The organism is Aequorivita aquimaris (genome assembly GCF_001573155.1).
Taxonomy (GTDB): Bacteria; Bacteroidota; Bacteroidia; order Flavobacteriales; family Flavobacteriaceae; genus Aequorivita; species Aequorivita aquimaris.
In genome coordinates, this window is record NZ_JRWG01000013.1 from 1 (window position 1) to 25651 (window position 25651).

Genomic DNA, 25651 nt, shown 5'->3' on the forward strand with positions numbered 1-25651 from the left:
ACGAAATAGGGGTTGGGATGGGCATTGACGCCATTGTCCGCATCGGCCTGGCTGCCATGGTAGGTAATGTTGTAGCCCGAGGAGGGCTCGCCGTCGAGCACCAGGGAGTTGAACTCCACCGCAAGGTCAACGAACTCCCCGCCATCCCCGTCGGAATCGCAGTAGCTCGCGTTCACGGGAACGATCCCAGCGATCGCGCGGCTGAAGTAGATGCGGAAGTCCGTAAGGTCGAAACAGCTCCCGCTGTTGTCCTCGATCCGCGCATAGATCGTCTGCGGCGAGGGGGGGACGATGATGTGCACCCCGCCGAGGATCTCGTTGACATCGTCAAAACTGTCCTGGTAGCTCTGGTAGTACTTTATCGTGAAAAGCGCCGGGTCCTGGGCACCAAGTATGTTCGCGTCGTTGTCCGTCAGGTTGAAGACACCCGCGGTAGTGCCGTAGTCGCACTGGTAAAGATCGACCGCAGGGTTCGCAATGGGCTGGGGTCCCAATATTAAATTAAACTGTGTGGTAGCAAAACATCCAGTACTAATATTATTTTGTACTCGGGCAAAAATGAAAATTGACCCAGTAACTATATAAGGCTGTGGCAATGCGTTAATACCAGCAATAGCATCAGCGGGATTATCGTGATAAGTGACAGTGTATTCCAAGGGATTTTGTCCGTTTAGAATTATAGTGTCAAACGTGGTATTAAGATTAATGGGTTCTTGACCATTTCCACCTATATCACATAATCTATGAGGGCTTGGAGGAGCAGTTGCCGTAGCTGACGCGAAAGTAATTTCAAAAGAATCAATAGCATAACAAGTGGCATTTGGCTCTTCTATTCTAACCCAAATGGTTTCAGAGGAACCAACTATTGGGTAAGCATTGGCTGGAACAATAGGATTTGTTCCGTCCATAGCCTCTAATTGACTATGGTGATAGGTAATATTAAATAAAGGATCCTGAGTACCCCGAACGTCATCATCATTTTCGGTCAAATCGAAAATACCCGGACTTGTACCATCATCGCATATATAAAGGTCTTGAGGAGGACTTGCAATTACGGGCTGCGGATAAAAAATTACATCAAAAAATTCTGAGTCGGTAACACCTAAAGGCAAGTAAATTTCGGCTTTGTAATTGCCAGTGGTTGTAACAGCTAAGGTTGGAGAGGTTTCAGCTGGTACAAAAGGAGAAAAAGTTCCAGATCCTATAGGGTTTTCAAAAAACCATTGATACCCTAGTGCATTTGGATTAGTAGCATCCAATATTTCAGTATCTCCATCACAGGCAACAGTTTGTACAATGGAACAATCAAAAGCATCTGGGTCTCCAAAAGTTAAATTAAAAATATCTGCCGTAGAACTAAACCTATCTACAACAATTATAACTTCATCGCCAGGGACCAAGCTCAAGAATTGAACCTGTCCATCACCTACTGCAGTTTCACAAAAGTCGGTTGCAGTAAGGTTTAATCCTGTATCATATTCGCCCGCGGCTGGGGCATCATAACTTGCTCTATCTGCAACGCCAAGATTATTACAATCGGCATTTACCCAAACCGCAAAATCGTAATCTACATTCCCTGTCGGTTCAATTTGAAAAGTAAAATTAGTAGCTTGAATAATAGCTAACCGAAACCAGATAGTACGCGTACCTTGCAGTGTTTGACAACCCGTATTAATAGTTATTGGGGAAGGGTCTACAGCATTGTTCTGCAAACCATCTTGACTGTCACAAATAGGGATCAAAATATCACAAACCTGTGCTTGTGCAGTGGACAATGTTATTAAGGAGAGTACAAGTAATAGTAATGTCTTTTTCATTGAGGGGATGTTAATTCAAATTGTAGGTTTTTAACTATATTTTACGGAAGGCGATTTTTTTCACTTCCACTTCATCGATCAAAAATCGTATTTCATAGGTTCCGTTTTCCAAAAAAGAAAAATCAGCTTTAACCATTTGAAGACCTTCATTTTTGCTTATTTCTTTTGTGGATACATCAATATCATTACGACTTATTATATATTTAATCGTACTCGCATCTGAAAATTCAAAATTTAAAAGTGCGCTAGAAGAAACCTCAGAAGGTTCCATTGAAATTGTTGAGCTATAATCTGTATTATTGTTTTCCTGCCCATAAACAAAGGAAACTAGTAGAAAGGCAATTAAAGTGAGGAGCTTTTTCATAGTGTTTTGAATAAATTTTTTGCGAAAATTAAGAAAATTTTATGAAAGTAGCTGGTTTAAAGCCTTAAAAATAAGAACTTCGACTTTTCACTACCAAAATGCTATTGCGTATCTTTGCAGGCTTATTACATAATTTATTAGATGGATTTAGAAAAACAACTAAAAGAGATTGAAGCAATGGGAAACGACCACATAGGCAGTTCCACCGAAACCCCTATGCGTACCGATGCTTTTGAGCTAAGTGATATTGAAAAAATTGCAAGTATCAAAAAAGATGTACAAAACATCATGCATACGTTAGGCCTCGATCTTAGTGATGATAGTTTAAAAGGAACACCTACCCGCGTGGCAAAAATGTTTGTACAAGAAATTTTTGGCGGGCTTCATCCAGACAGAAGACCCAAAGCCTCTACTTTTGAAAATAAATACAAGTACCAAGAAATGTTGGTAGAAAAAAACATTACCCTCTACTCCACTTGCGAACATCATTTGTTACCAATCGTTGGCAAAGCACATATTGCCTACATATCTAATGGCACTGTAGTGGGACTTTCAAAAATGAACCGGATTGTAGATTATTATGCCAAGAGGCCGCAAGTCCAGGAACGACTTACAATGCAAATAGTGAAAGAATTACAACAGGTTCTGGGCACTGAAGACGTAGCCTGTGTTATTGACGCCAAGCACCTTTGCGTCAATTCCCGTGGTATTCGGGATATTGACAGCAGTACCGTGACTAGCGAATTTGGCGGTGCTTTTAAAAACGTTGAAACACGTAGGGAGTTTTTGGATTACATAAAGCTTGACACAGAGTTTTAAAAGCCAATTCCAAAGGAAAATCTCTAACCTGAAACCCGAAAAATTGAAACAGCACGAACTTTTTATATACAATTCCCTTTCAAAAAAGAAAGAAAAATTCACTCCAATACATAAAGATGCAGTAGGAATGTACGTTTGCGGCCCTACCGTTTACAGCAATGTGCATTTGGGCAACTGTCGTACTTTTCTATCGTTTGATTTGGTTTTTCGGTATCTAAAACATTTGGGATACAAAGTACGATACGTGCGCAATATTACCGATGCTGGACATCTTGAAAATGATGGAGAGAGCGGTGATGACCCAATCCTTAAAAAAGCGCGAATCGAGCAATTGGAGCCTATGGAAGTGGTTCAAAAATATACGGTAGATTTCCATACCATTATGGCAAAATTCAACGCGTTGCCACCCAGTATAGAACCAACCGCTACAGGCCATATTTATGAGCAAATCCATATTGTTGAAAAAATTATTGAAGAAGGTCTTGCCTACGAAAAAAACGGCTCAGTTTATTTTGACGTTTTAAAATTCAACGAAACAAACAATTACGGAAAACTCAGCGGAAGGCAAATTGAAGATATGATTGCCAACACCCGCGAGCTAGCCGCACAGACCGACAAAAAGAACCCACAAGATTTTGCCCTTTGGAAAAAAGCCGAGCCCCAGCACATTATGCGCTGGCCATCGCCATGGGGGATGGGTTTTCCGGGGTGGCATTTGGAATGTACCGCAATGAGCACCAAATATTTGGGAAACAATTTTGATATACACGGCGGCGGAATGGACTTGAAATTTCCGCACCACGAATGCGAAATAGCGCAAGCGGAAGCCTGCAACCATACTTCGCCAGTAAATTATTGGATGCACGCCAATATGCTTACCCTTAATGGCAAAAAAATGTCCAAATCTACCAGAAACTTTATTCTTCCGATGGATATGTTTACGGGTGACAACGATATATTGAGCAAGCCATTTTCGCCAACGGTTACCAAATTCTTTATGTACCAGGCGCACTACCGAAGTATTCTCGATTTCAGCAGTGAGGCTTTGGAAGCTTCGGAAAAAGGATTTAACCGTTTGATGGATGCGCATAGAATGCTGAATGAAATTACTATATCAGAAAAAAGCACTCTAGATATAAAAAGCTGGGTTAAGGCTTGCTATGATGCAATGAATGACGATTTCAACAGCCCGATTTTAATAGCGCATCTTTTTGAAGCAGTAAAATTTGTAAATTCCCTAAAAGAGGAAAAAGAAACCATTTCGGCAGAAGATTTGGAATTGCTAAAACAAACAATAGACGACTTTCTTTTCGATGTTTTAGGGTTGGAAGATAATGTTTCAGAAAATTCACAGGATGGCGAAAAGCTTACCGCTGCGGTTGAGCTTCTTATACAATTGCGCAATACGGCCCGCGCCAATAAAGATTTCGCAATGAGCGATAAAATTCGCGATGAACTGGCCTCAAAAGGGATCCAGTTGAAGGACGGGAAGGACGGGACTACTTTTTCATTAAATTAATTTGGGTTTGAAAAAAATACTCACATATCCTTTCATTCTTTTGATCAAGGGATATCAAAATTTTATTTCACCCTTAACGCCCGACACTTGCCGCTACTCGCCTACCTGCTCACATTACGCGGTAGAGGCCTTACAGACCCACGGCCTACTGAAAGGCGGCTGGCTTGCGGCAAAACGTATTGCCAGTTGCAATCCTTGGGGTGGCTCGGGTTACGACCCCGTTCCCCCGAAAAAGAATTAATACTATGGCGCTCCATACTTTTTCGCTTTTGCTATCTTTACACAGCTTTTTAAAAACTCCAATATGCACTATCTAAGTTTTACCTGGAATCCTTCTGAAGGGATTGACCTTGGTTTTTTTATGATCCGTTACTACAGTTTAATGTTCGTCGTGGCATTTACACTGGGCTGGATTCTCACCAAAAAGATTTACGAACGCGAAAAACTACCGCAGGAAAAACTGGACAGCCTTTTTATTTATATGGTCGTGGCCGTATTGGTGGGTGCACGATTGGGTCATGTTATCTTTTACCAGCCCGAACTTTTTGTGCAGGATCCGCTTTCGGTCTTTTTGCCGATACAAACCGTGCCCGAATTTGAATTTACGGGCTTCCAAGGATTGGCAAGCCACGGAGCGGCGATTGCTATTGTGATAGCCATGTACTATTACAGTAAAAAAGTAATCCAAAAACCTATTTTATGGATTTTGGACCGCATCATCATTGCTGTGGCCGCAGGCGGTGTTTTTGTACGCATTGGCAATTTTATGAATTCCGAAATCATCGGGAAGCCATCGGGCGATTTTCCATTGGGTGTTCGTTTTGTGCATGAAGGCATCCGCAAGCAAGAAGCGGTGCAGGCCACGGGCATTCAGGACCCGGCAAAGGCTTATGACGCCATTGTGCACAACCCGCAATTTGCCGAACTGCTAAACAGCGTGCCTTTCAGGCACCCGGCGCAATTGTATGAAGCGGCCGGCTATGTAATTGTGTTTTTGGTATGCTGGTATCTGTATTGGAAAACCGAACGCAGAAAGCAGATTGGCTACATTTTCGGGGTGTTTTTGATACTACTTTTTATGGTTCGCTTTTTGGTTGAATTTGTAAAGGAAAGCCAGGGCGGGTTTGAGTCGTTACTAGGACTGCTCTCAACGGGACAGTGGCTAAGTGTTCCTTTTATAATTGCTGGTATTTATATCATGTGGAAAGCCTCAAAAAAACCAATTGTTGAATTAAATTAAGTATAAATTCACGAATACATTATTTTCTGAATTTGTGATGTATTAAATATTTTTTTAAATGAAAAAAATACTTATTTCCGCAGTAATTGCTGCATCCATTCTTTCATTTTATAATTGTAAAGACAAGACTTCTTCCGAAGAAAAAAGTCTTACCAAGGAAATTACTTTCACAAAAGAAGGCGAACTCCAGCTTATGAAGGCTGGCACCGATTCAATCATCGCATCGCTGGACATCGAAATTGCCGACGACGACTATCAAACCGAAACGGGTCTTATGTACCGCAACTCGCTGGGCAAGGATCAGGGCATGCTTTTCGTTTTTAAGGATGTGCAGCGCCGTTCTTTCTATATGAAGAATACAAAAATACCGCTGGATATTATTTATCTGAACGGCGATAAGGAAGTTGTGAACATCCAAAAGAACGCCAAACCGTTTGACGAAACTTCCCTTCCGTCCGAAGCTGCTTCGCAATACGTTTTGGAGGTGAATGCCGGCCTGACCGATGCGTGGAATCTAAAGAACGGCGACCGCATCCGCTTTTCAACTTCAAAATAAATCTCTTCATTTAAAACAATTAACACTTGGGGCCACGCCGCATACTGCCCCAAAGATTGTACTTTTTCGCATAAAAAAAGACCTTTCCAAAAAATGGAAAGGTCTTTTAATATTTCAGAAGAATGAGAACTAGGCTTCCAGCGCTGGCTCAGCTTCCTCTTTCTTATCAATCAGATCCTCAACTTTCTTACGTTTTACGGTATCGTACATAATTGGCGTAGCGATAAACAACGATGAATAAGTACCGACCAAAATACCCACGATAATCGCGAATAACAGCCCACGTATAGATTCTGCGCCCAAGAAGAACATACTCAACAATACGATAAGCGTGGTGAACGAGGTGTTCAACGTTCTACTTAAGGTACTGCTCAAGGCTACATCTATAATTCGGTTCATTTTCCATCCCGGGTGTTCCCCAAAGTATTCACGAATACGGTCGAACACGATAACGGTATCATTCAGCGAGTACCCGATTACCGTTAGAATGGCCGCAATAAACGCTTGGTCTATTTCCATACTGAAAGGCATAAATTTATAGGTAAGCGAGAATACACCCAAAACTATAACCACGTCGTGGAAAACTGCCGCAACAGCGCCCAAACTGAATTGCCATCTTCTAAAACGAAGCAAGATATATAGGAAAACTACAACCAACGAACCAAATACTGCCCAGAAGGAGTCTTTCTTAATATCGTCCGCAATGGTAGGACTTACTTTGTAATACTCCATTCTACCAATAGTTTTTCCTTGGCCGTCGCCCACAAAATCCTCGTAAGTCATTGTGGTTGGCATATCTTTTTTAACGGTTTCAAATAGCATTCTTTCAATTTCCTCATCTACTTCAGTCCCGGTTTCGTCAACCTTGTATTTAGTAGTAATCTTCAATTGGTTATCGCCACCATAGGTTTTTGCCTCGGCACTTCCAAAGGTTGCAATAAGGTTGTCCTGTATTTCCTGCGCATTCACATCCTTATTAAAACGCACAGTATAGGTACGTCCACCCACAAAGTCAACACCTTGGTTAAGACCATTTATGAAAAGTGATGAAACACTTATCAACAGCATGATGGCAGAAATTACGTAAGCCATTTTTCGTTTCTTTAGGAAAGAAACGTGAACATTTGTGAAAAGGTTCTTCGTAATTGAAGTAGAGCAAGGCAATGGTTTGCCATTTTTGGTATAGCTATCAATAAACAATCTTGTGATGAAGATTGCCGTAAACAAGGCTGTGGCAATACCAATCAATAAGGTGGTTGCGAAACCTTGAATAGGTCCGGTTCCGAAAACCAATAGTATCAAACCAGTAAGACCGGTGGTAATGTTTGCATCCAAAATGGAAGACAACGCATTGTTGAAACCATCTTTAATAGCGTCTTTTTGGGCTTTTCCTTTTGCAAGCTCTTCCTTGATCCGCTCAAAGATAAGTACGTTTGCATCCACGGACATACCGATGGTCAATACAATACCGGCAATACCTGGAAGGGTAAGCACGGCCCCAAGGCCCGCCAAAATTCCGAAGATAAACAGGATGTTTACCAATAAAGCAACGTCAGCAAAAAGCCCTGCTTTTCCGTAATAGCCAATCATCCACAACAACACCACGAAAAGAGCTATTACAAAGGACATTACCCCGCTATTAATAGCCTCATGACCTAATGTAGGACCTACTACTTCGCCCTGAATAATCTCAGCAGATGCAGGAAGTTTACCAGCACGCAATACGTTTGCTAAATCCTGACCCTGGTTTACGGTAAAGTCTCCAGAAATCTGGCTACGTCCACCAGCAATTGGTCCAGAGGTTACACCTGGTGCTGAATACACAATATTGTCCAGTACAATAGCAATCTGGCTTTGGTTTTCATAGGCATTGCCAGTCATTTGTTCCCAAACTTTGGCGCCCTGACCGTTCATTTGCATAGAAACTACCACGCGACTTAGATTGTCGTATTCCTGTCTTGCATCTACAACCACACTTCCTCCAAGGGGCGGAACATTGTCGCGGTTGCTCTTTAAAGCATAAAGTGCGGTCACCTCTTCATTTGACTGTGGTTCCACTTCTGGCAAGCCCCAAACAAATTTTGCAAAACGTAATTCATTTGGTAACAATGATTTTATTTGTGGGTTACGGAAATAACCGTTGATAGCAGCAGTATCCTTTAATCTGAAAGTAGCAATTACAGGGCTGCCTTGGTTACCCAAAGAAACCATTTTTGAAAGTATCGGGTTTGCCTTATTATCATCTACCAAAGAATCATTTACATCTTGCCCACCTAAAAGTTTGCTTACATCATCTTCTTCAGTTTTTGAGGTATCGGCAACAGTGCTTGTAGTATCGGTAATCTTTTCGGTTTCTGAGGCGTTCTTTGCCATTGCTATTTCACCTGCTTTGGCATCGGCAGCTTGAAGGAAACCTGCTATTTCCTCAAATTTATATACATCCCAGAACTCTAATTGGGCAGTACTTTGAAGCAATTTTTTAACCCTATCAACATCTTTAGCCCCAGGAAGCTCTACAAGTATTCTTGCAGATTGTCCCAAACGCTGAATGTTCGGCTGGGTTACTCCAAATTTATCAATACGCTTTCTCAAAACTTCGAAAGCGGAAGTAATGGATTCGTCAATTTTCTTAGAAATAATTGGCTTTACTTGATCATTGGTCATCCCCACATTGATCACGTCCTCCAAATTCTTGTTGAAGAAAATATCTGGCGAAGCAAGTTCATTCTCGCCCGGAAGCGCTTCAAAAGCCTTGAAGAAAGACTCTAAATAAGTGTCCTGACTATTCTTCTGTAGTTCCTTGGCATTCTCCAAAGCTTGGTTAAATGCAGGGTCTTTCGTGTTGTTCGCAAGTCCTTTAAGGATATCTTTTACAGAAACTTCAAGAATTACGTTAATTCCCCCTTTAAGGTCAAGTCCTTTGTTAAGTTCCTTCTCTTTGGCGGTTTTGTAGTCTATTCCTAAAAATACTGGATTGTTAGCAACAGAATCTAGGTAACGTGCTTCAGCATCGTCACGCTCGTGTGGTTCATTTTCAGAAAATTTGCTGTTAGCAAATTCCTTGGCGCTGTCTTCTACTTTGTTCGCAACAAACGTAAATGAAAGCTGGTAAATACTCACCAATCCAAAAAGGATAGCGAATACGGTAATCAGTCCTTTGTTTTGCATGTTTATATTTTTTGGTCAGATTTTTTTTAAAATCGGGCAAATATATGATTTGCTGTAATATCTGACAATTATAGGGGTTATTTTAAAATTAGTTTTGTGGCTTTGGGAATAAAGTGACCAAAGCCATTTTTTCAAAGTGTAAACTTTTCACCTTAAAAAATATCGTGAAGATTTGTTTTAAGATAAAGGGCCCGCCCTTACCTCTGGAATTTTGTGTGAAGTAGTGTCTATTAAAAGTGAAACATTGCGATAGTTTTTAAAAGCAACGTTTTCAAAACATTTTTTAAAAGTAAAATTGGCTTCGGGTACACCCAAAGACACAATAGGATTTAAATATTGGTCTGTTGCAGATTTTACTTCAACGGGCAAACCCTGAAGCCCCAAGTCTAGCCTTGAATCTTTTTGGATTTTAACAACATTTACTTTGTAGGTGTTGGGGAATTCTTTGGAAGGTATTTCTGAGGAATTTTTACTTCCGAAAGCCGTTTCGCCCAACTGAAAGTCAATTTGGCCCTCAAACAAGTTTTTGATAATCGCGATATCTTTCGCGCTGTAGTAGGTTACCCTTAGTTTGCCGTCTCGAATTTCAGATATTTGAAAGTCATCAACACCTATAGACCTTAATTGGTTCGTTATATTGGAAATAGCTTGTTTGGCATCAACTTCGCTTACGGAATTTGTATTAAATTCTACAACAATTTCCTGATTGGGCAGGGTTGATTGCTCCAAGCTTACTCCAAAAAAAGCAAGGGCTAATAATAATATAGGTATGTACCATCTCCAGTTCACCCGCCAAATATAAAAAAATAAAGACTGTATCGCTACAGTCTTTAAACAATATAAAAAACAATTGAAAATTTTAAAATTCCAATTCAAAATAAAGGCTGCTCTCCGGATTTCCTTCGTTCACGTCTTCACCTTTTAAAATTTCGCCGTTGGTGTTTATCAATTTCAGATTGATTTTCCAATAGCCGGTCATAGTCAAGGACAGCTTTCCATCATACATTTTTGTGGCCGAGGTATAGGTAAGGTCCACATTATTCGGCGAACTGTGGTTGCCCATTCCCGGCATTCTTGGATCCACCGTTATCCTATAATTTTCAACTATTGGAAAGCTCATCATAGATTCCATTTTATAAAGAACGGCTTGTAGATCGTTCACTGCAACTTTTGGGTCTTTTGGGTTAACATACGCCAAAATATACCGCGTATCGTCGCTGCCCATAAACACTTGTGTCTTTTTCAACCCATCAGCCGGTTGCGATACCGATACGCGCAGGGCCTCTTCCTTTTGCTGGCCGTTTAGGGAGTAATTAAAAACCACTTCCCAATATTCGGTATCGTTACTTGCCATCTGGAAAACAATGTGTCCTTTATAAACGGTGCTCTCTTCGGAATTGGTCAACATACTATGTGGTGCGGAATGCTCCATCGTTTCCATATGCATCATCGGCATCCAGGTTGGAGCTGCATTGGAAACGTACTTATCGTTTGCCATGTCTTTAATTCTAATGGAAATTTCATTGTAACCCACTTCCAGATTTTGTTTTTCCGAATAAATCTGAACGGTATGGTCTGTAGCCGGAATTTCATAAATCATGTTTAAACCTTCCACAGGGTTAACCGCTACCGGCGTGTTTTCATCATCACCCGAACAACTTACGAATGTGGCTGAAAGAAAAAGTAGTGCGAATATATATTTTAGTGTTTTCATAATTTTATTTTATTAATTGATTGAGTAAGAAATTGTTAAGTAAAAATTACGGCCCATCCGGGGAATGTTGTTCCAATCGGTATAGGTCGAATAATTGGTATCAAAAATGTTTTCAATCCCTGCTTTTAGGAAAAGGTCGTTATCATTTAAAAAGAAACGTTTTCCGAAGCTTGCCGAAAGTGTAGCATAAGCCGCACTTTTGGTTTCACCATAGGTAGGATTGTAATTAGTCTGCTCCCCAGCGCCATCAACCGATAGCGATGCGGAGAACTGGTTTTTATAGAAATCAATTGCACTTCGGTATGAGATTGGGCTTATAAGCGGCAAGTTTTCACCTTCATCATCCACGCCTCGGTGGTATGAAACTCTTCCCGTTAATTTAAATGCGTTCGAAATACTATATCTTCCCGAGAGCGAAGCGTTAAAAAGCTGCGCATAATCAAGATTGGTATAAATTTTCACGCCCTCGGCACCAATGGTCATCGTGCTGAGCGAGGAATCAACCTTTCCGATTATATAATTGAAAACGTGGAAGTAATTTGCTCCTGCGGTAATCTCAAAAATTGGTTTTTTATAGGTTACCGAAAGATTCGCATCAGCAGAGCCTTCAGTGTTCAAACCCGGGTCGCCAATGTAATCGTGGTTATCAAAACTGTTGAAAAGGTAAAACCCATATCCTTCCGAAACCGAAGGTGCGCGTTCGCCATAGGAAAGGCCGCCGTTAATATGAAAGTCACTCAGCATTTTGTGATATTGAGCAGAAAAACTTTTCAGGAAACGGGTATTGGTCCTGTCCATTTCGGGATAGAAAATTTTTAGACTGTTCAGTCCAAAATCATCGGCAACCATATTTGAATGGTACGCCAAACGTGTGGAAAGTTTTAAAGAAGCATTTTTCAGCGGAATATGGTCTTCGGCATAAAAACCAACATTTTTAGTACGCACGTCGGGCCACGTAAGCATGAACATCAACGGCTCGTTGCTGTTGGTTGGGTACATGGTCATTTCCGCGTAGCTTTTGTTGTAAAATCCATCCCACTTAAAAAAGAAGTGATGTTTTTCTTTGTTGAGTTTTGCCTGCGTATAAAATCCCGCGGTCTCGCTCCAGCCCGGCATATCCATATGTATTGGCACGTCGGGGCGTTGGGTATCGTCCATTACGTGCTTAATGGTATTGTAATACATTTTGGATTCCCAATTGCTGAAATTTCCAAACAACGTATCCTGATTAAAACTCACAGAAGCAATCACGGCACGCGCCAAGGAAACGTCCATCGTCAGGGCGGGATAGCCCACATCGTTTGCTTCATCGTATATTAAGGTAGCAGCAATTGATTTGTCCTCGGCAAGTTTATAGCCCGAATTTATTGAGAAGTTATACTTTTCAAACTGTGAAAATTTCACTTCTTCATCGCCACCGGCCTTGTAATTGTCAGCCTTGCGGAAAATTCCATCCAGATTGAAATAGAATTTTTCTTCGGAATAATTGAGCTCGCCTCCAAAAACGCGCATGGCATTGTTTGTTTCAAAAGCACTTTCCAAAGAACCCGACCATCCAGTTGATTTAAAATTGCTTTTGTCCAATTTCAAATTGATACCGCCGCCTATAGTATTCCCAAATGCAGTGCCCTGCTGGCCCGAAGCTATTTCCGCCTCCGAAAGATTGGAGACATCAACATAGGAAGTTATCGGGTCCATTTTATCGGTACACGCGCCAAATATCTGCATGCCGTCTATGGTTATTGCCAATCGTTCGGAGGCCATATCGTTCATTGTTGGCTCCCAGGCGTAGGCGCCACGCTTTACCATTTTGATACTGCGGGACGACTCCAAAAACTCGTCCAATGTGGACAATGGTTTGCGCTGTTTTTGATGGTCCAATTGTCTGCCTGCGGAAATAACCACCACTTCATTGAGTTGAATTAATTTCAGACTGTCCGCCGGGGTTTCCTGGGCATAGACTTGTGTGGTAAAACTGCCGCAAATAAGCGCACACCAAAGCCAGCCCATAAGCATTCCCTTTACGGGGAACACAGGTATAAATGCTTTCATTTTGAATATGTTTTGATAATTAAAAGAAGTATCTAACTGATTTTTTTTCGGAGAAAATTTCAGAAAGAATCGTTGCTGAAAATTATCCCAACTGCGGCGGATGTAGAATTTTTGAGATATAAAGGGAAGAATTCAAATTTGGCTTGTAGCCGATATTTTCAACTGAAATTAATTCGTCGGCCGAAGCAAAGCTATATTCCGCGATATTTTCAGAAATAATAAACTGCGGAATCTCAGTCTTGGATGTTTTATTATTGAACGGATTGTCATCCTCTGCCCCTGCTTCCTTTGCCAATTCCTTGGTGAGATGGCATTTCCCGTTACATTGCATTTCGGGCTTGTCTTTGTTCTCACAAAGCACGTTCACTATGTAATCATAATTTGCTACATATTCCACCACGGGCCACAAAGGTTTTGTGAACATGATTAGCGAAACGAGGATGAGGATTATGTTTTTCACAGCACAAAGATAGCACCCATACGGACTGTCAAAAAATGACTTTTATCACATTCCTTTAAATATATTTAAGACTAAGGTATCTGTAATAGTGAAAAATTTCCGACAAATCATTTTAATATTCAAAATTTGTCAACTTTTTGCTGTTGATAAATTTTTATAATTCTGATTATTAATATATTAACAATCCATTCTTGACAACTTTAAAAATTAAAATTATAATGGGATTGCTATTTTGCTATATTTACATACTTTAAAAATCCGAATTTAATTAACCAAAAATCTTTTCAAAAATATGCAAGTAAAAACCGCCATCCCCACTCCCCAAACCTACACACAGGATGAAGCTTTTGAAGCTTCGGTTGAATATTTCAAAGGTGACGATCTTGCTGCCCGCGTTTGGGTAAACAAGTACGCCCTAAAAGATTCTGAAGGCAATATTTATGAAAAAACGCCAAACGATATGCACCGCCGTATCGCAAAGGAAATTGCGCGTATCGAGCAGCGCTATGCCAACCCAATGACCGAGGAAGAAGTTTTTGAGGCTATCAAAGATTTCAAGTACATCGTGCCCCAAGGCAGCCCTATGGCGGGAATAGGCAATCCGTACCAGATTGCTTCACTATCAAATTGTTTCGTAATAGGAAACAACGGCGATTCCGATTCTTATGGAGGCATTATGAAAATTGACCAAGAACAGGTTCAATTGATGAAGCGTCGCGGCGGTGTGGGCCACGATCTTTCGCACATCCGCCCGAAAGGGTCTCCGGTGAAGAATTCAGCGTTGACCTCAACTGGGATTGTTCCGTTCATGGAGCGCTATTCAAACTCAACCCGCGAAGTGGCACAGGACGGCCGTCGTGGCGCGTTGATGCTTTCGGTGTCCATAAATCACCCCGATTCCGAAGATTTTATTGATGCGAAAATGGAGCAGGGAAAAGTTACCGGCGCCAACGTTTCCGTGCGAATGGACGATGCTTTTATGCAAGCCGTAAAAGATGGAAAAAGCTACATCCAGAAATACCCAATATTTAGCGAAGACCCAAAAAACACAAAGGAAATCGAAGCTGGAAAGCTTTGGAAAAAAATAGTGCACAACGCTTGGAAATCTGCCGAGCCGGGCATTCTTTTTTGGGATACCATTATTAAGGAGAGTGTGCCGGATTGTTATGCCGATTTGGGCTACAAAACCGTATCCACAAATCCATGTGGCGAAATCCCGCTTTGCCCTTACGATTCCTGCCGTTTGCTTGCAATAAACCTATTTTCGTATGTGGAAGAACCTTTCACCAAAAATGCTTCTTTCAATTTTGAGCTTTTCAAAAAACACATCGGTATCGCCCAAAGAATAATGGACGATATTATCGACCTGGAACTAGAAAAGGTGGATGCCATCATCGCAAAAATAGATGCCGATCCGCAGAGCGATGAAGTGAAAGCCGTAGAGAGAAATCTTTGGAAAAACATTCAAACAAAAGCAGAGGAAGGCCGCAGGACCGGGATTGGCATTACCGCCGAAGGCGATATGCTGGCCGCTTTGGGCATAAAGTACGGCAGCAAGGAAGGAATCGATTTCTCAGTTGAAATCCATAAAACCGTGGCTTTAGAAGCTTATCGCGCATCGGTTTATACCGCCAAGGAAAGAGGTGCCTTCAAAATATTTGATAGCGAAAGGGAAAAAAACAACCCATTTATTCTTCGCCTAAAGGATGCGGATGAAAAGCTGTACTACGATATGCTCGAATACGGCCGAAGAAATATCGCATTGTTAACAATCGCCCCAACGGGAACTACCAGTTTGATGACACAGACCACTTCGGGCATTGAGCCTGTTTTTCTTCCTGTTTACAAACGAAGAAGAAAAGTAAACCCGAACGATAAAAACGTACGCGTGGATTTTGTGGATGAAGTAGGCGACAGTTGGGAGGAATACGTGGTTTTCCACCACCGTTTTAAGCAGTGGATGGAAGCAAACAGCATAGACACCGAGAAAAATTACAGCCAGGAAGAACTGAACAAAATTGTGAAAAAGTCGCCGTATTATAAGGCAACTTCCAACGATGTGGACTGGATGAGCAAAGTGCGGATGCAGGGCGCGGTACAGAAATGGGTGGACCATTCCATTTCGGTAACCATCAATTTGCCGAACGATGCTACCGAAGAATTGGTTGGAAAACTGTATCTCGAAGCGTGGCAAGCAGGCTGCAAAGGCGTTACGGTTTATCGCGACGGCTCGCGTTCCGGGGTTTTGATTTCCAATGAGGAAAAGAAAGAGGAAGACAATGAAACGCTTACAGCTTTCCCAACCAAACGTCCGGAAATTTTGGAGGCAGACGTGGTACGTTTCCAAAACAGCAAAGACAAATGGATTGCCTTTATCGGCTTGATTGATGGAAAACCCTATGAAATTTTTACCGGTTTTGCAGATGACGAGGACGGAATTTTAATTCCGCGTTGGGTAAATGAAGGTGTTATTATAAAGAATAGAAACGAGGACGGAACTTCGCGTTACGATTTTCAATATAAAAACAAAAGAGGCTATAAAACCACTATTGAAGGGCTTTCACATAAATTCAACCCAGAGTTTTGGAACTACGCAAAATTGATTTCCAGCACCCTCCGCCACGGCATGCCGATAGAAAAAGTAGTGGATTTAATTAACAGTTTACAACTGGACAGTGAAAGTATCAACACCTGGAAAAATGGCGTTGCCCGTGCGTTGAAACGTTACGTTGCAGATGGAACCGAAGCCAAAAAGCAGAAATGTGAAAACTGTAATAGTACTTCGCTTATTTACCAAGAAGGCTGTTTGACCTGCAAGGATTGTGGGTCATCTAAGTGCGGGTAGAAAAAAGACTTAGGACCGCTATAAGACCTGCCTTTCGTGCCTTGGCAGGCAGGTGTAAGACTAAACCCCAAAGGTTTTCAAAACCTTTGGGGTTTTTATATGAAAAAACCTCACAGGTCTCGAAGACTTGTGAGGTTTAATTATATTAATCTTATTTTGGAATTAAAGTTCCAGCAAATCATTCGTTTTACGAACCCCTTCGGCACTTTCTTTCATATGTGCTTTTTCGGCATCGTTCAATTCAATCTCAACGATTTTTTCGATACCGTTTCGGCCCAAAATAACTGGAGCGCCTATGCAGATATCCTTCATTCCGTATTCACCGTCAAGCATTACCGAGCAAGGGAACATTTTCTTTTGGTCGCAGGCAATGGCCTGTACCAAAGCAGAAACTGCTGCGCCCGGAGCGTACCAAGCTGAAGTTCCCAAAAGTTTGGTAAGCGTTGCGCCGCCTACTTTAGTGTCTTCCATTACCTGGTTCATTCTTTCCTCTGAAATAAATTTTGTTACGGGAATACTGTTTCTAGTAGCCAAACGCGTTAAAGGAACCATTCCGGTATCGCTATGGCCACCGATTACCATTCCGTCCACGTCGCTAATGGGTGCACCCAAAGCTTCGGCCAAACGGTATTTGAAACGCGCACTGTCCAAGGCCCCGCCCATTCCTATGATTTTATTTTTGTCGAGCCCAGAGGTTTTATGCACTAAATAGGTCATAGTATCCATCGGGTTGCTCACTACGATTATAATAGTTTTAGGAGAGTGTTTTACAAGATTTGAGGAAACATCCTTCACAATTCCAGCGTTAATACCTATCAGTTCTTCACGCGTCATTCCTGGTTTACGCGGAATACCGCTAGTTATTACGCAAATATCGCTATCGGCAGTTTTTGAATAATCGTTGGTTACTCCTGTGATTTTGGTATCGAAACCGTTTAGGGAAGCGGTCTGCATCAAGTCCATCGCCTTTCCTTCGGCAAATCCTTCCTTGATGTCCAACAAAACTACTTCGCTTGCAAAATTCTTGATGGCAATGTACTCGGCACAGCTCGCGCCCACGGCACCTGCCCCTACAACTGTTACTTTCATATTATATGTTTATGGTTTATGGTTTGTGATTTATTGTTCTTCCGAAGAAAATCGGAGTGAATTTTCAATCTTTCAGAACCTTTCTGAAATGTTCCGCAAAAATACCAATATCTGCTTAAAATAATGGTAATAAAGGGTTAAAAACGAAAAAGCCCATTGCTGAAATTGTCGGCAATGGGCTTTTTATCTAAGTTGTTATATTAAGCATCAATATTCGCATAAACCGCATTCTTCTCAATAAAATCACGGCGTGGTGGAACCTCGTCTCCCATCAGCATAGAGAATATTCTGTCGGCTTCGGTACCATTATCGATGGTTACCTGACGCAGGGTGCGGAACTCAGGATTCATTGTTGTATCCCAAAGCTGCTCCGCGTTCATCTCTCCAAGACCTTTGTATCGTTGGATGGAAGCACTACCTCCAAACTCCTCGTTCAATCTGTCGCGCTCTTTATCGCTCCAAGCATACGCCTTCTTTGCGCCTTTCTTGAGCAAATATAACGGCGGAGTGGCGATGTAAACGCAGCCAGCTTCCACCAGTTCGCGCATATAACGGAAGAAGAAAGTCAAAATCAAGGTTGCAATGTGGCTACCATCCACATCGGCATCACACATAATCACTACTTTTTGATAGCGCAGTTTCTCGAGGTTCAGGGCTTTGCTATCCTCTTCAGTACCAATGGTTACACCCAGCGCGGTATAAATATTTCGGATTTCCTCGTTTTCAAAAACCTTGTGATGCATTGCTTTTTCTACGTTCAGAATTTTCCCGCGCAGCGGAAGGATAGCCTGAAAATTACGGTCGCGGCCCTGTTTTGCAGTACCACCCGCAGAATCTCCCTCCACGAGGAATACTTCACATTTTTCGGGGTCCTGCTCAGAGCAATCTGAAAGTTTCCCGGGCAGGCCGCCGCCGCTCATCACGGTTTTGCGCTGTACCATTTCGCGGGCTTTTCGTGCCGCGTGACGGGCCTGTGCCGCCAATATTACTTTTTGGACGATGGTTTTTGCATCGTTGGGATGCTCTTCCAAATAATTTTCAAGCATTTCAGAAACCGCTTGGCTTACTGCTGCCGTAACTTCACGGTTACCCAGTTTTGTCTTGGTCTGGCCCTCAAATTGAGGTTCCTGCACTTTCACCGAAATAATGGCCGTCAACCCCTCACGGAAATCATCGCCGGCAATTTCAAATTTCAGTTTATCGAGCATTCCGGAAGCATCTGCGTATTTTTTCAAAGTACGCGTCAATCCTGCGCGGAATCCCGAAAGGTGTGTTCCCCCCTCGTGAGTGTTGATGTTGTTTACGTATGAATGTAAATTTTCATTAAAGGAAGTATTATAAACCATAGCCACTTCCACAGGAATGTCGTTCTTTTCGCCTTCCATGGAAATTACTTCGGCAATTATAGGCTCGCGGTTTCCATCCAGAAAACGGATAAATTCCTTCAAGCCTTCCTGACTGTGGAATTTTTCAGTGGCAAATTCGCCATTTTCGTCCTTTTGCCTTTTATCGGTAAAGTAAATCGTGATTCCCTTATTCAAAAAAGAAAGTTCGCGCATTCTGCTGGCAAGCGTATCATAGCTGTATTCCAACGACTGCTGGAATATCTGCGGATCTGGCTTAAAGGTAACGATGGTACCGCGATAATCGGTCTCCCCAATAGATTTTACCGGATATAGCGCTTTACCGCGCTCATATTCCTGTTGCCATATTTTGCCATCGCGATGGACTGTGGCTGTCAAGTGCTCAGAAAGTGCGTTCACCACGGAAACACCTACACCGTGCAGACCTCCGGAAACCTTATAGGAATCTTTATCGAATTTACCCCCAGCTCCAATTTTGGTCATTACCACCTGAAGCGCAGAGACGCCTTCTTTTTTGTGAAGATCTACCGGTATTCCTCGGCCGTTATCTTTTACAGTTATAGAATTATCCTCGTTGATCCAAATTTCAATCGTGTCGCAATAGCCGCCCATGGCCTCGTCAATAGAGTTGTCTACCACTTCATAAACCAAGTGGTGCAAGCCACGCACTCCCACATCACCAATATACATTGATGGACGCATGCGCACATGCTCCATTCCCTCTAACGCTTGAATTTGGTCGGCGCCATAGCTGCCTTTTTTCTGTTCTTCGCTCATATAATAATTTGAATGATTTTCAGTTTTTTTCGTAACGAACAAATATAACCAAATCCCCAATAAAATTAAGGGTTTGCGCATTTTATAAGCGGTAAGTTATTAACAAATTACTGTGAAAAAAGCCCTCATTTAGGCCTGCGCGAAGACGATCTGGAATTTAGCGCAATAGTTGCGCACTAAATTTGGCGAAATTAGCGTTTTATGATTGTGTTTTATTGAATTTTGATGAAACTTTTTATTAAAAATTACGTCTAATTTTGAACATTTTATAAAATCTAAAATATTTCATATGAATAAAATATTTCTATTTGCTTGCCTTCTAACCGCATCGTTTACCTTCCAGACCGGCCAGGCGCAAAGCTTTCCGCAGATGGATGCTTCACCTATGGATTTGGTAATGGCCAGACCTGACAAGAACAGTCCGCCCTTGGCACGTGTTATCTATAGCCGACCCCAAAAAAAGGGACGCGATATTTTTGGCGATTTGGTTCCTTACGGGGAAGTGTGGCGAACTGGCGCCAATGAAGCCACCGAACTTACAATTTACACCCCCTTAAAATTCGGAAAGACTATTTTAAACCCAGGAACCTATACTTTGTACACAATCCCAGATGAAGATAATTGGACTGTCATTATAAATAGTGATACCAATGTTTGGGGCGCTTACAGCTATAAAAAAGAAAAAGATGTTGCTAGAATGGTTGTCCCTGTCAAAGACGCTGCGGCACCTATAGAATCACTCTCAATGATTTTTAGACCGGACAGCAATGGAACTACGCTTATGATAGGCTGGGACAACGAATATGTTGAAATTCCCTTTAAAAAAGTCTGACTAATTTTTTAAAGGGAATTTCAAAAAACAAATATCAAGCACCAAATTCCAATGGTTCACTTTTGGAATTTGGATTTTTTTACGGGATATTCAAGTATTTATGGGTTTGTAGCGAAACCTTCCATTTTGGGTTTTGCATCACGTAATCCACAATTAGCGGACTCATCTTTTCACGCTTGCTCCATTCTGGCTGCAAATAAAGAATACAATCTGGGCCTACTTTGGCAGCTTGTTCTTCCGCAAAACGGAAATCATCATTATTGAAAACAATTACTTTCAATTCATTTGCAGCTTTATAAACTTCTTCAGTGGGAAGTTTCATTTTTTTTGGCGAAAGGCAAATCCAATCCCAAATTCCGGTAAGTTTATAAGCACCGGAAGTTTCAATATGTGTCTGCATTCCCTTTTCTTTCAACATTTCGGTCAAGGGTTCCATATCCCAAGTAAGGGGCTCGCCTCCAGTAATTACAATGGTTTTTGAATATTTTGCGGCATTTTCAACAATTGCTTCAATGGCGGTTGGCGGGTGCAGTTCCGCATTCCAACTTTCCTTTACATCGCACCAATGGCAGCCCACATCGCAACCGCCCACACGAATAAAATATGCGGCAGTTCCTTTATGAAATCCTTCGCCTTGAATGGAGTAAAACTCTTCCATCAAGGGAAGCATTACTCCTTTATCCACTAATTGTTGTACTTCTTTTTTCATCGGTGCAAAATTACTCGAATTGAAGTTGAAAACTATAGTATTTCGGAAGCAAATTCCAAATAAAAATGTTCAACCTTACGGGAATTTGCTGCTTTAAAAATCTTGGTGGGCTATAATTTATTACTTTTGAGCAAAATTTAGTGTCATGGCAGACAAACAGGCTTTTTTTGATTATATCAATAACGGTTACACAACCAAGGGAGAGTTTATAAATCTTGGTGCGGCGATGCTCGATGGCGAAACCGTGAAGGACGCGTACGTAAAAGTTCCATTAAAAACCTTGAACCGTCACGGATTGATTGCGGGCGCCACCGGTACCGGAAAAACCAAAACACTCCAAATTATAGCTGAAAACCTTTCGGAAAAAGGTATTCCAGTACTTTTGATGGATATTAAAGGTGACCTTAGTGGAATTGCCGAACCCGGTACAAATAATGCCAAAATCGAGGAACGCCACTCGGCCATCGGTTTTCCGTATGAAGCAAAAAAATTTCCCGCAGAAATACTTACCCTCTCAGATCAGGAAGGCGTTCGCCTTCGTGCTACCGTGAGCGAGTTTGGCCCTGTATTGCTTTCGCGAATTCTCGATTTGAGTGATGTGCAAGCAGGCATTGTTTCCGTAATTTTTAAATATTGCGACGATAACAAAATGCCTTTGTTGGATTTAAAGGATTTCAAAAAAATACTGCAATACACTACCGATGAAGGCAAAGACGAATTTGCCGAGGAATACGGCCGTATTTCTTCATCTTCCACAGGCGCAATTCTTCGGAAGGTAGTAGAATTAGAACAACAAGGCGCCGATTTGTTTTTTGGGGAAAAATCCTTTGAAACGGACGATCTGCTTCGTATTGATGAAAACGGCAGAGGCTACATCAACATTATCCGTTTAACGGACATTCAAGACAGGCCCAAGCTTTTTTCAACTTTTATGTTAAGCCTTTTGGCTGAAATTTATGCAACCTTTCCGGAACAGGGCGATAGCGGCAGGCCGGAGTTGGTGATATTTATAGACGAAGCACATTTAATTTTCAATGAAGCCAGCAGCGCTTTGCTCAATCAAATTGAAAGTATTGTAAAATTGATACGTTCCAAAGGGGTGGGGCTTTACTTTGTAACCCAAAACCCAACCGATGTGCCCGATGCTGTTTTGAGCCAATTGGGTTTGAAAATACAGCATGCACTTCGTGCCTTTACAGCAAAAGACAGAAAAGCAATCAAATTAACTGCCGAGAACTATCCACTTTCAGACTATTATAAAACTGATGAGGTCTTGACAGCTTTGGGGATTGGCGAAGCATTGGTAAGCGCGCTGAACGAAAAAGGAATTCCAACGCCATTGGCACGCACGATGCTGCGAGCACCCATGAGCCGCATGGATGTTTTGACGGATGATGAACTGAAGGATTTATTGAAAACTTCAAAGTTAATCCCGAAATACAACGAAGTTATAGACCGCGAAAGTGCTTATGAAATGTTGACCGAAAAAATTGAAATAGCCAACAAGGAAGAAGCAAAGGAAAAAGCGGAAAAAGAAAAAGAAGCTGCAAGAAATAGCACCTCGAGCAGAAGTTCCTCCCGTCGAAGAAGCAGTTCAAACCCTTGGATAAAAACACTTTCCAGCCCAACTGTAATACGCAGTGTTTTGGGTATTTTGGGAAAATTGATGAAGTAATTCAGTAAAAACTTATAAATTCAAACAACTAAAAAACATAAATGAAAAAGACATTTTTAATAATTGGAATAGTTTCACTCGCCTTTGTTCAATGTGGAAAAGACAGCGATCCTTTTTTGATTAAGAATGGTTCCATCGGGAACTTAAATAAGGAAATAAAAATCAAACAGATTGACTCCATTTTTGCGGAAGATTCCATTGTAAAAATAAATTCATCGCCAAACGCTTTGGAAACACAAGGAGAAGTTGAGATTTATGAAAAAGGTGGTAAAAAACTTCTGTTGCTTTCGCCCGATAGTGAAAACGATCCTAGCTCAACCATAACAAATATTCAAGTTTTTGACGCCCGCTATAAAACCGAAAAAGGGTTAACTACCGCAAGTACTTTTAAAGACGTAAAAGCAAATTACACTATTGACAATATTGAAACCACTATTAATGCTGTTGTAATATTTCTAAAAGAAACCGATGTTTATTTAACCATTGACAAGAAAAGCCTTTCTGAAGAGCTTCGCTATAATATGGACCTTAAAGTTGAAGCCAGCCAAATTCCCGATAATGCTCCCATTAAATACTTTATGATTGGTTGGGAACCAGTTTCAGAATAAAAAAATTTCCTGCAAAGGTTTTGTTAAGGTTCATCTTTGAATGAATGAATTCTTTTAATTTTAATCAAATTAACCATCAAATTCAATTAATTATGATTAAGATTTTAGGTTTTATTTTAACCATTGCCGGCGGAATAGGACTGGTAATAGGAATACTTGGAGTATTCGGAAGCATGGAAGTTGGAATGAGTCCTTGGGCCATAGGAATATTGGGAATAGTATTCTTTTTTGCTGGCATAGGATTGCTCAAAAACAGAAAAGATACTGATCAAAATTAGATACTAATTACAAAAACCCTTTGTGTTTCAAAGGGTTTTTGCTTTAAAGCAAATTGTTATGCCAAACCCAAGAATTAAAAACGAAGAACAGTACCAAGCTTTGCGAGATAAGGGTTATAGCAAAGAAAAATCTGCCCGAATTGCAAATACGCCAGATTCCGGAAAAAAGGGCGGAAATGCCAAACCTTATGAGGAATGGACCAAAAAAGAACTTTATGCACAAGCAAAGAATGTGGGAATTGAAGGCCGTTCAAAAATGAATAAGAAGGAACTCATTCATGCCTTAAGAAATAATTAATGGCCAATACCATGCCACCCTTCCACCTTGCAATTCCTGTGGACAATCTAGAAGCTTCCAGAAAATTCTACAGAGACATACTAGAACTTACCGAAGGACGCAGCAGCGACCATTGGGTAGATTTTGACTTTTTCGGGCACCAGCTTGTTATTCATTTAAAAGAAATCAATTCTGAAGAAAAAGAAAGCAGCAACCCAGTAGATGGCAAGAATGTACCAATTCCACACTTTGGACTTGTACTGGATATGCAGACCTTTAAGGAATTTTCTGAGAAACTAATCCAAAAAAACCTTACCTTCATCATTGAACCATACATCCGTTTTAAAGGACAAGTGGGAGAACAAGCAACAATGTTTTTTAAAGATCCTGCCGGAAACGCGCTAGAGTTTAAAGCCTTTGCTGATATGACACAACTATTCGCCAAATGACCAAACACATTCCTGCACAAATAATCCGACAAATATTCGTCATCTTGCTCATTTTATTGATGGGCAGTCTCATTTTTCGGGAGCTTCTCCCCTATTTAACTGGGGTTTTGGGGGCTGTGACTATTTATGTTTTAATGCGTAAATGGATGGCGAAATTGGTGAACCAAAAAAAATGGAACCCTTCGCTTGCCGCTGCATTTTTGATGTTCCTTTCCTTCGTTGGAATTCTTATCCCCATTGCTGGAATTATTTTAATGCTTACCAACAAAATTGGGGATGCCGTCCAGAATTCTGCAGCAGTTATAAAAGCCCTTAAAGAACAACTTGCAAAAATTGAAGATACAGTTGGCTACGATCTTACATCACAAATAGACCCTTCAGCTATTACTGGCTGGCTTTCAGACAACCTTCAGAATTTAGCCGGGGGCACTTTCAATGTATTTATTGCGATTGGGCTAATGTACTTTATGCTTTATTACATGTTTACAAACCGAACCGATTTAAGGGATTCACTAAAAGAATATATCCCAATGCATCGAGGAAATTTAAAGGAGATCGGCATCGAAGCTCAAGCCATGGTTCGGTCAAATGCACTAGGTATTCCATTAGTGGCAGTTGCCCAAGGAATTGTTGCGCTGATTGGTTTTTTAATCTTTGGAATTGAAGACCCATTCTTTTGGTTCGTAATTGTCACCATCGGGAGTATGATCCCTTTTGTTGGAACCCTTGTGGGTATTCTTCCCGTGTTCGTACTCACACTTTCTACAGGACACAGTTTTCAGGCCTGGGGAATACTTATTTATGGCTTTGTAGTTGTGGGTTCAACAGATAATATTATTCGCCTCTATGTACTTAAAAAACTGGACAATGTGCATCCATTGGTTACTTTGATAGGGGTTATCGTGGGCGTTCCGTTATTCGGGTTTATTGGTTTAATATTTGGCCCCTTACTCATCAGTCTCTTTATGGTGATAGTCCGTATTTATAGGAAAGAATATGGAAAAGAAGATTCAGTCACTCAAGAGGAACGTTTGTAAAC

At 41.3% G+C, this 25651-nt stretch carries 23 protein-coding genes; 13 read left to right on the plus strand and 10 right to left on the minus strand.

Features of this window, described 5'->3' with window-relative positions; all coding sequences use genetic code 11:
• Together LS48_RS13760 and LS48_RS13765 are read right to left on the minus strand one after the other, a co-directional pair.
• Positions 1-1817: FIDD domain-containing protein (locus tag LS48_RS13760; RefSeq protein ID WP_498365782.1), on the minus strand; the 1817-nt coding region annotated here is incomplete at its 3' end.
• A gap of 34 nt (positions 1818-1851) precedes the next feature.
• The gene (locus LS48_RS13765; RefSeq protein WP_062623079.1) at positions 1852-2181 is read right to left on the minus strand and encodes a hypothetical protein; all 330 of its coding nucleotides are present in this window, start codon (positions 2179-2181) and stop codon (positions 1852-1854) included.
• Positions 2182-2322: 141 nt separating this feature from the next.
• Here LS48_RS13765 and folE point away from each other — a divergent pair, with 141 nt between their 5' ends.
• The 5 genes from folE to LS48_RS13790 all read left to right on the plus strand — a co-directional run bounded on the left by folE (position 2323) and on the right by LS48_RS13790 (position 6315).
• Positions 2323-3000: a GTP cyclohydrolase I FolE gene (folE, locus tag LS48_RS13770; protein ID WP_062623080.1), complete on the plus strand. Its 678-nt coding sequence runs from the start codon at positions 2323-2325 to the stop codon at positions 2998-3000.
• Between the two features lie 43 nt (positions 3001-3043).
• Positions 3044-4519: a cysteine--tRNA ligase gene (gene cysS / locus LS48_RS13775; RefSeq protein WP_062623114.1), complete on the plus strand. Its 1476-nt coding sequence runs from the start codon at positions 3044-3046 to the stop codon at positions 4517-4519.
• A gap of 7 nt (positions 4520-4526) precedes the next feature.
• Positions 4527-4760, plus strand: a complete 234-nt coding sequence (gene yidD, locus LS48_RS13780; protein ID WP_045081139.1) for a membrane protein insertion efficiency factor YidD — start codon at positions 4527-4529, stop codon at positions 4758-4760.
• Positions 4761-4823: 63 nt separating this feature from the next.
• Complete coding sequence (lgt, locus tag LS48_RS13785) at positions 4824-5759, plus strand: prolipoprotein diacylglyceryl transferase (protein ID WP_062623081.1); 936 nt, start codon at positions 4824-4826, stop codon at positions 5757-5759.
• 58 nt (positions 5760-5817) lie between these two features.
• Positions 5818-6315, plus strand: coding sequence for a DUF192 domain-containing protein (locus LS48_RS13790; RefSeq protein ID WP_062623082.1), 498 nt, complete (start codon positions 5818-5820; stop codon positions 6313-6315).
• A gap of 129 nt (positions 6316-6444) precedes the next feature.
• Here LS48_RS13790 and secDF read toward each other — a convergent pair whose 3' ends face one another.
• The 5 genes from secDF to LS48_RS13815 form a co-directional block, all read right to left on the minus strand.
• Positions 6445-9483: a protein translocase subunit SecDF gene (gene secDF, locus LS48_RS13795; protein WP_062623083.1), complete on the minus strand. Its 3039-nt coding sequence runs from the start codon at positions 9481-9483 to the stop codon at positions 6445-6447.
• Positions 9484-9660: 177 nt separating this feature from the next.
• Positions 9661-10212, minus strand: a complete 552-nt coding sequence (locus LS48_RS13800; protein WP_062623084.1) for a hypothetical protein — start codon at positions 10210-10212, stop codon at positions 9661-9663.
• A gap of 130 nt (positions 10213-10342) precedes the next feature.
• On the minus strand, positions 10343-11197 hold the full coding sequence (locus tag LS48_RS13805) for a hypothetical protein (protein WP_062623085.1): 855 nt from the start codon (positions 11195-11197) through the stop codon (positions 10343-10345).
• Between the two features lie 12 nt (positions 11198-11209).
• Positions 11210-13249, minus strand: a complete 2040-nt coding sequence (locus LS48_RS13810) for a TonB-dependent receptor plug domain-containing protein (protein ID WP_062623086.1) — start codon at positions 13247-13249, stop codon at positions 11210-11212.
• 82 nt (positions 13250-13331) lie between these two features.
• Complete coding sequence (locus tag LS48_RS13815; RefSeq protein ID WP_131807733.1) at positions 13332-13709, minus strand: hypothetical protein; 378 nt, start codon at positions 13707-13709, stop codon at positions 13332-13334.
• A gap of 292 nt (positions 13710-14001) precedes the next feature.
• On the opposite strand from LS48_RS13815, the gene LS48_RS13820 reads away from it, so the two are divergent.
• Entirely contained in the window at positions 14002-16554 is a 2553-nt protein-coding gene (locus tag LS48_RS13820) for an adenosylcobalamin-dependent ribonucleoside-diphosphate reductase (protein WP_062623088.1), read from the plus strand.
• Positions 16555-16716: 162 nt separating this feature from the next.
• Here the strand turns inward: LS48_RS13820 and mdh are convergent, their stop codons facing one another.
• Both mdh and gyrB read right to left on the minus strand, forming a co-directional pair.
• Positions 16717-17643, minus strand: coding sequence for a malate dehydrogenase (gene mdh / locus LS48_RS13825; RefSeq protein ID WP_062623089.1), 927 nt, complete (start codon positions 17641-17643; stop codon positions 16717-16719).
• 200 nt (positions 17644-17843) lie between these two features.
• A complete protein-coding gene (gene gyrB, locus LS48_RS13830) occupies positions 17844-19784 on the minus strand; it encodes a DNA topoisomerase (ATP-hydrolyzing) subunit B (RefSeq protein ID WP_062623115.1) in 1941 nt (646 codons plus the stop codon).
• 289 nt (positions 19785-20073) lie between these two features.
• On the opposite strand from gyrB, the gene LS48_RS13835 reads away from it, so the two are divergent.
• Positions 20074-20616 carry a DUF2911 domain-containing protein gene (locus LS48_RS13835; RefSeq protein ID WP_062623090.1) on the plus strand — a complete coding sequence of 181 codons (543 nt, stop codon included), beginning with the start codon at positions 20074-20076 and terminating at the stop codon, positions 20614-20616.
• A gap of 79 nt (positions 20617-20695) precedes the next feature.
• Here the strand turns inward: LS48_RS13835 and LS48_RS13840 are convergent, their stop codons facing one another.
• The gene (locus tag LS48_RS13840; RefSeq protein ID WP_062623091.1) at positions 20696-21325 is read right to left on the minus strand and encodes a 7-carboxy-7-deazaguanine synthase QueE; all 630 of its coding nucleotides are present in this window, start codon (positions 21323-21325) and stop codon (positions 20696-20698) included.
• Positions 21326-21470: 145 nt separating this feature from the next.
• Here LS48_RS13840 and LS48_RS13845 point away from each other — a divergent pair, with 145 nt between their 5' ends.
• From LS48_RS13845 to LS48_RS13870, 6 genes are all read left to right on the plus strand, one after another.
• Entirely contained in the window at positions 21471-23000 is a 1530-nt protein-coding gene (locus LS48_RS13845) for a helicase HerA-like domain-containing protein (protein WP_062623092.1), read from the plus strand.
• A 41-nt stretch (positions 23001-23041) separates the two neighbouring features.
• Positions 23042-23608, plus strand: coding sequence for a hypothetical protein (locus LS48_RS13850; protein WP_062623093.1), 567 nt, complete (start codon positions 23042-23044; stop codon positions 23606-23608).
• Positions 23609-23700: 92 nt separating this feature from the next.
• Positions 23701-23886 (plus strand): hypothetical protein, encoded by a 186-nt coding sequence (locus LS48_RS13855; protein WP_062623116.1) that lies wholly within the window; start codon positions 23701-23703, stop codon positions 23884-23886.
• 58 nt (positions 23887-23944) lie between these two features.
• The gene (locus LS48_RS13860) at positions 23945-24184 is read left to right on the plus strand and encodes a DUF7218 family protein (RefSeq protein WP_062623094.1); all 240 of its coding nucleotides are present in this window, start codon (positions 23945-23947) and stop codon (positions 24182-24184) included.
• A complete protein-coding gene (locus LS48_RS13865) occupies positions 24184-24612 on the plus strand; it encodes a VOC family protein (RefSeq protein WP_062623095.1) in 429 nt (142 codons plus the stop codon). Before LS48_RS13860 ends, LS48_RS13865 begins: the two co-directional genes overlap by 1 nt.
• A complete protein-coding gene (locus LS48_RS13870; RefSeq protein WP_062623096.1) occupies positions 24609-25649 on the plus strand; it encodes an AI-2E family transporter in 1041 nt (346 codons plus the stop codon). Before LS48_RS13865 ends, LS48_RS13870 begins: the two co-directional genes overlap by 4 nt.
• The last annotated feature ends 2 nt before the right edge of the window (positions 25650-25651 follow it).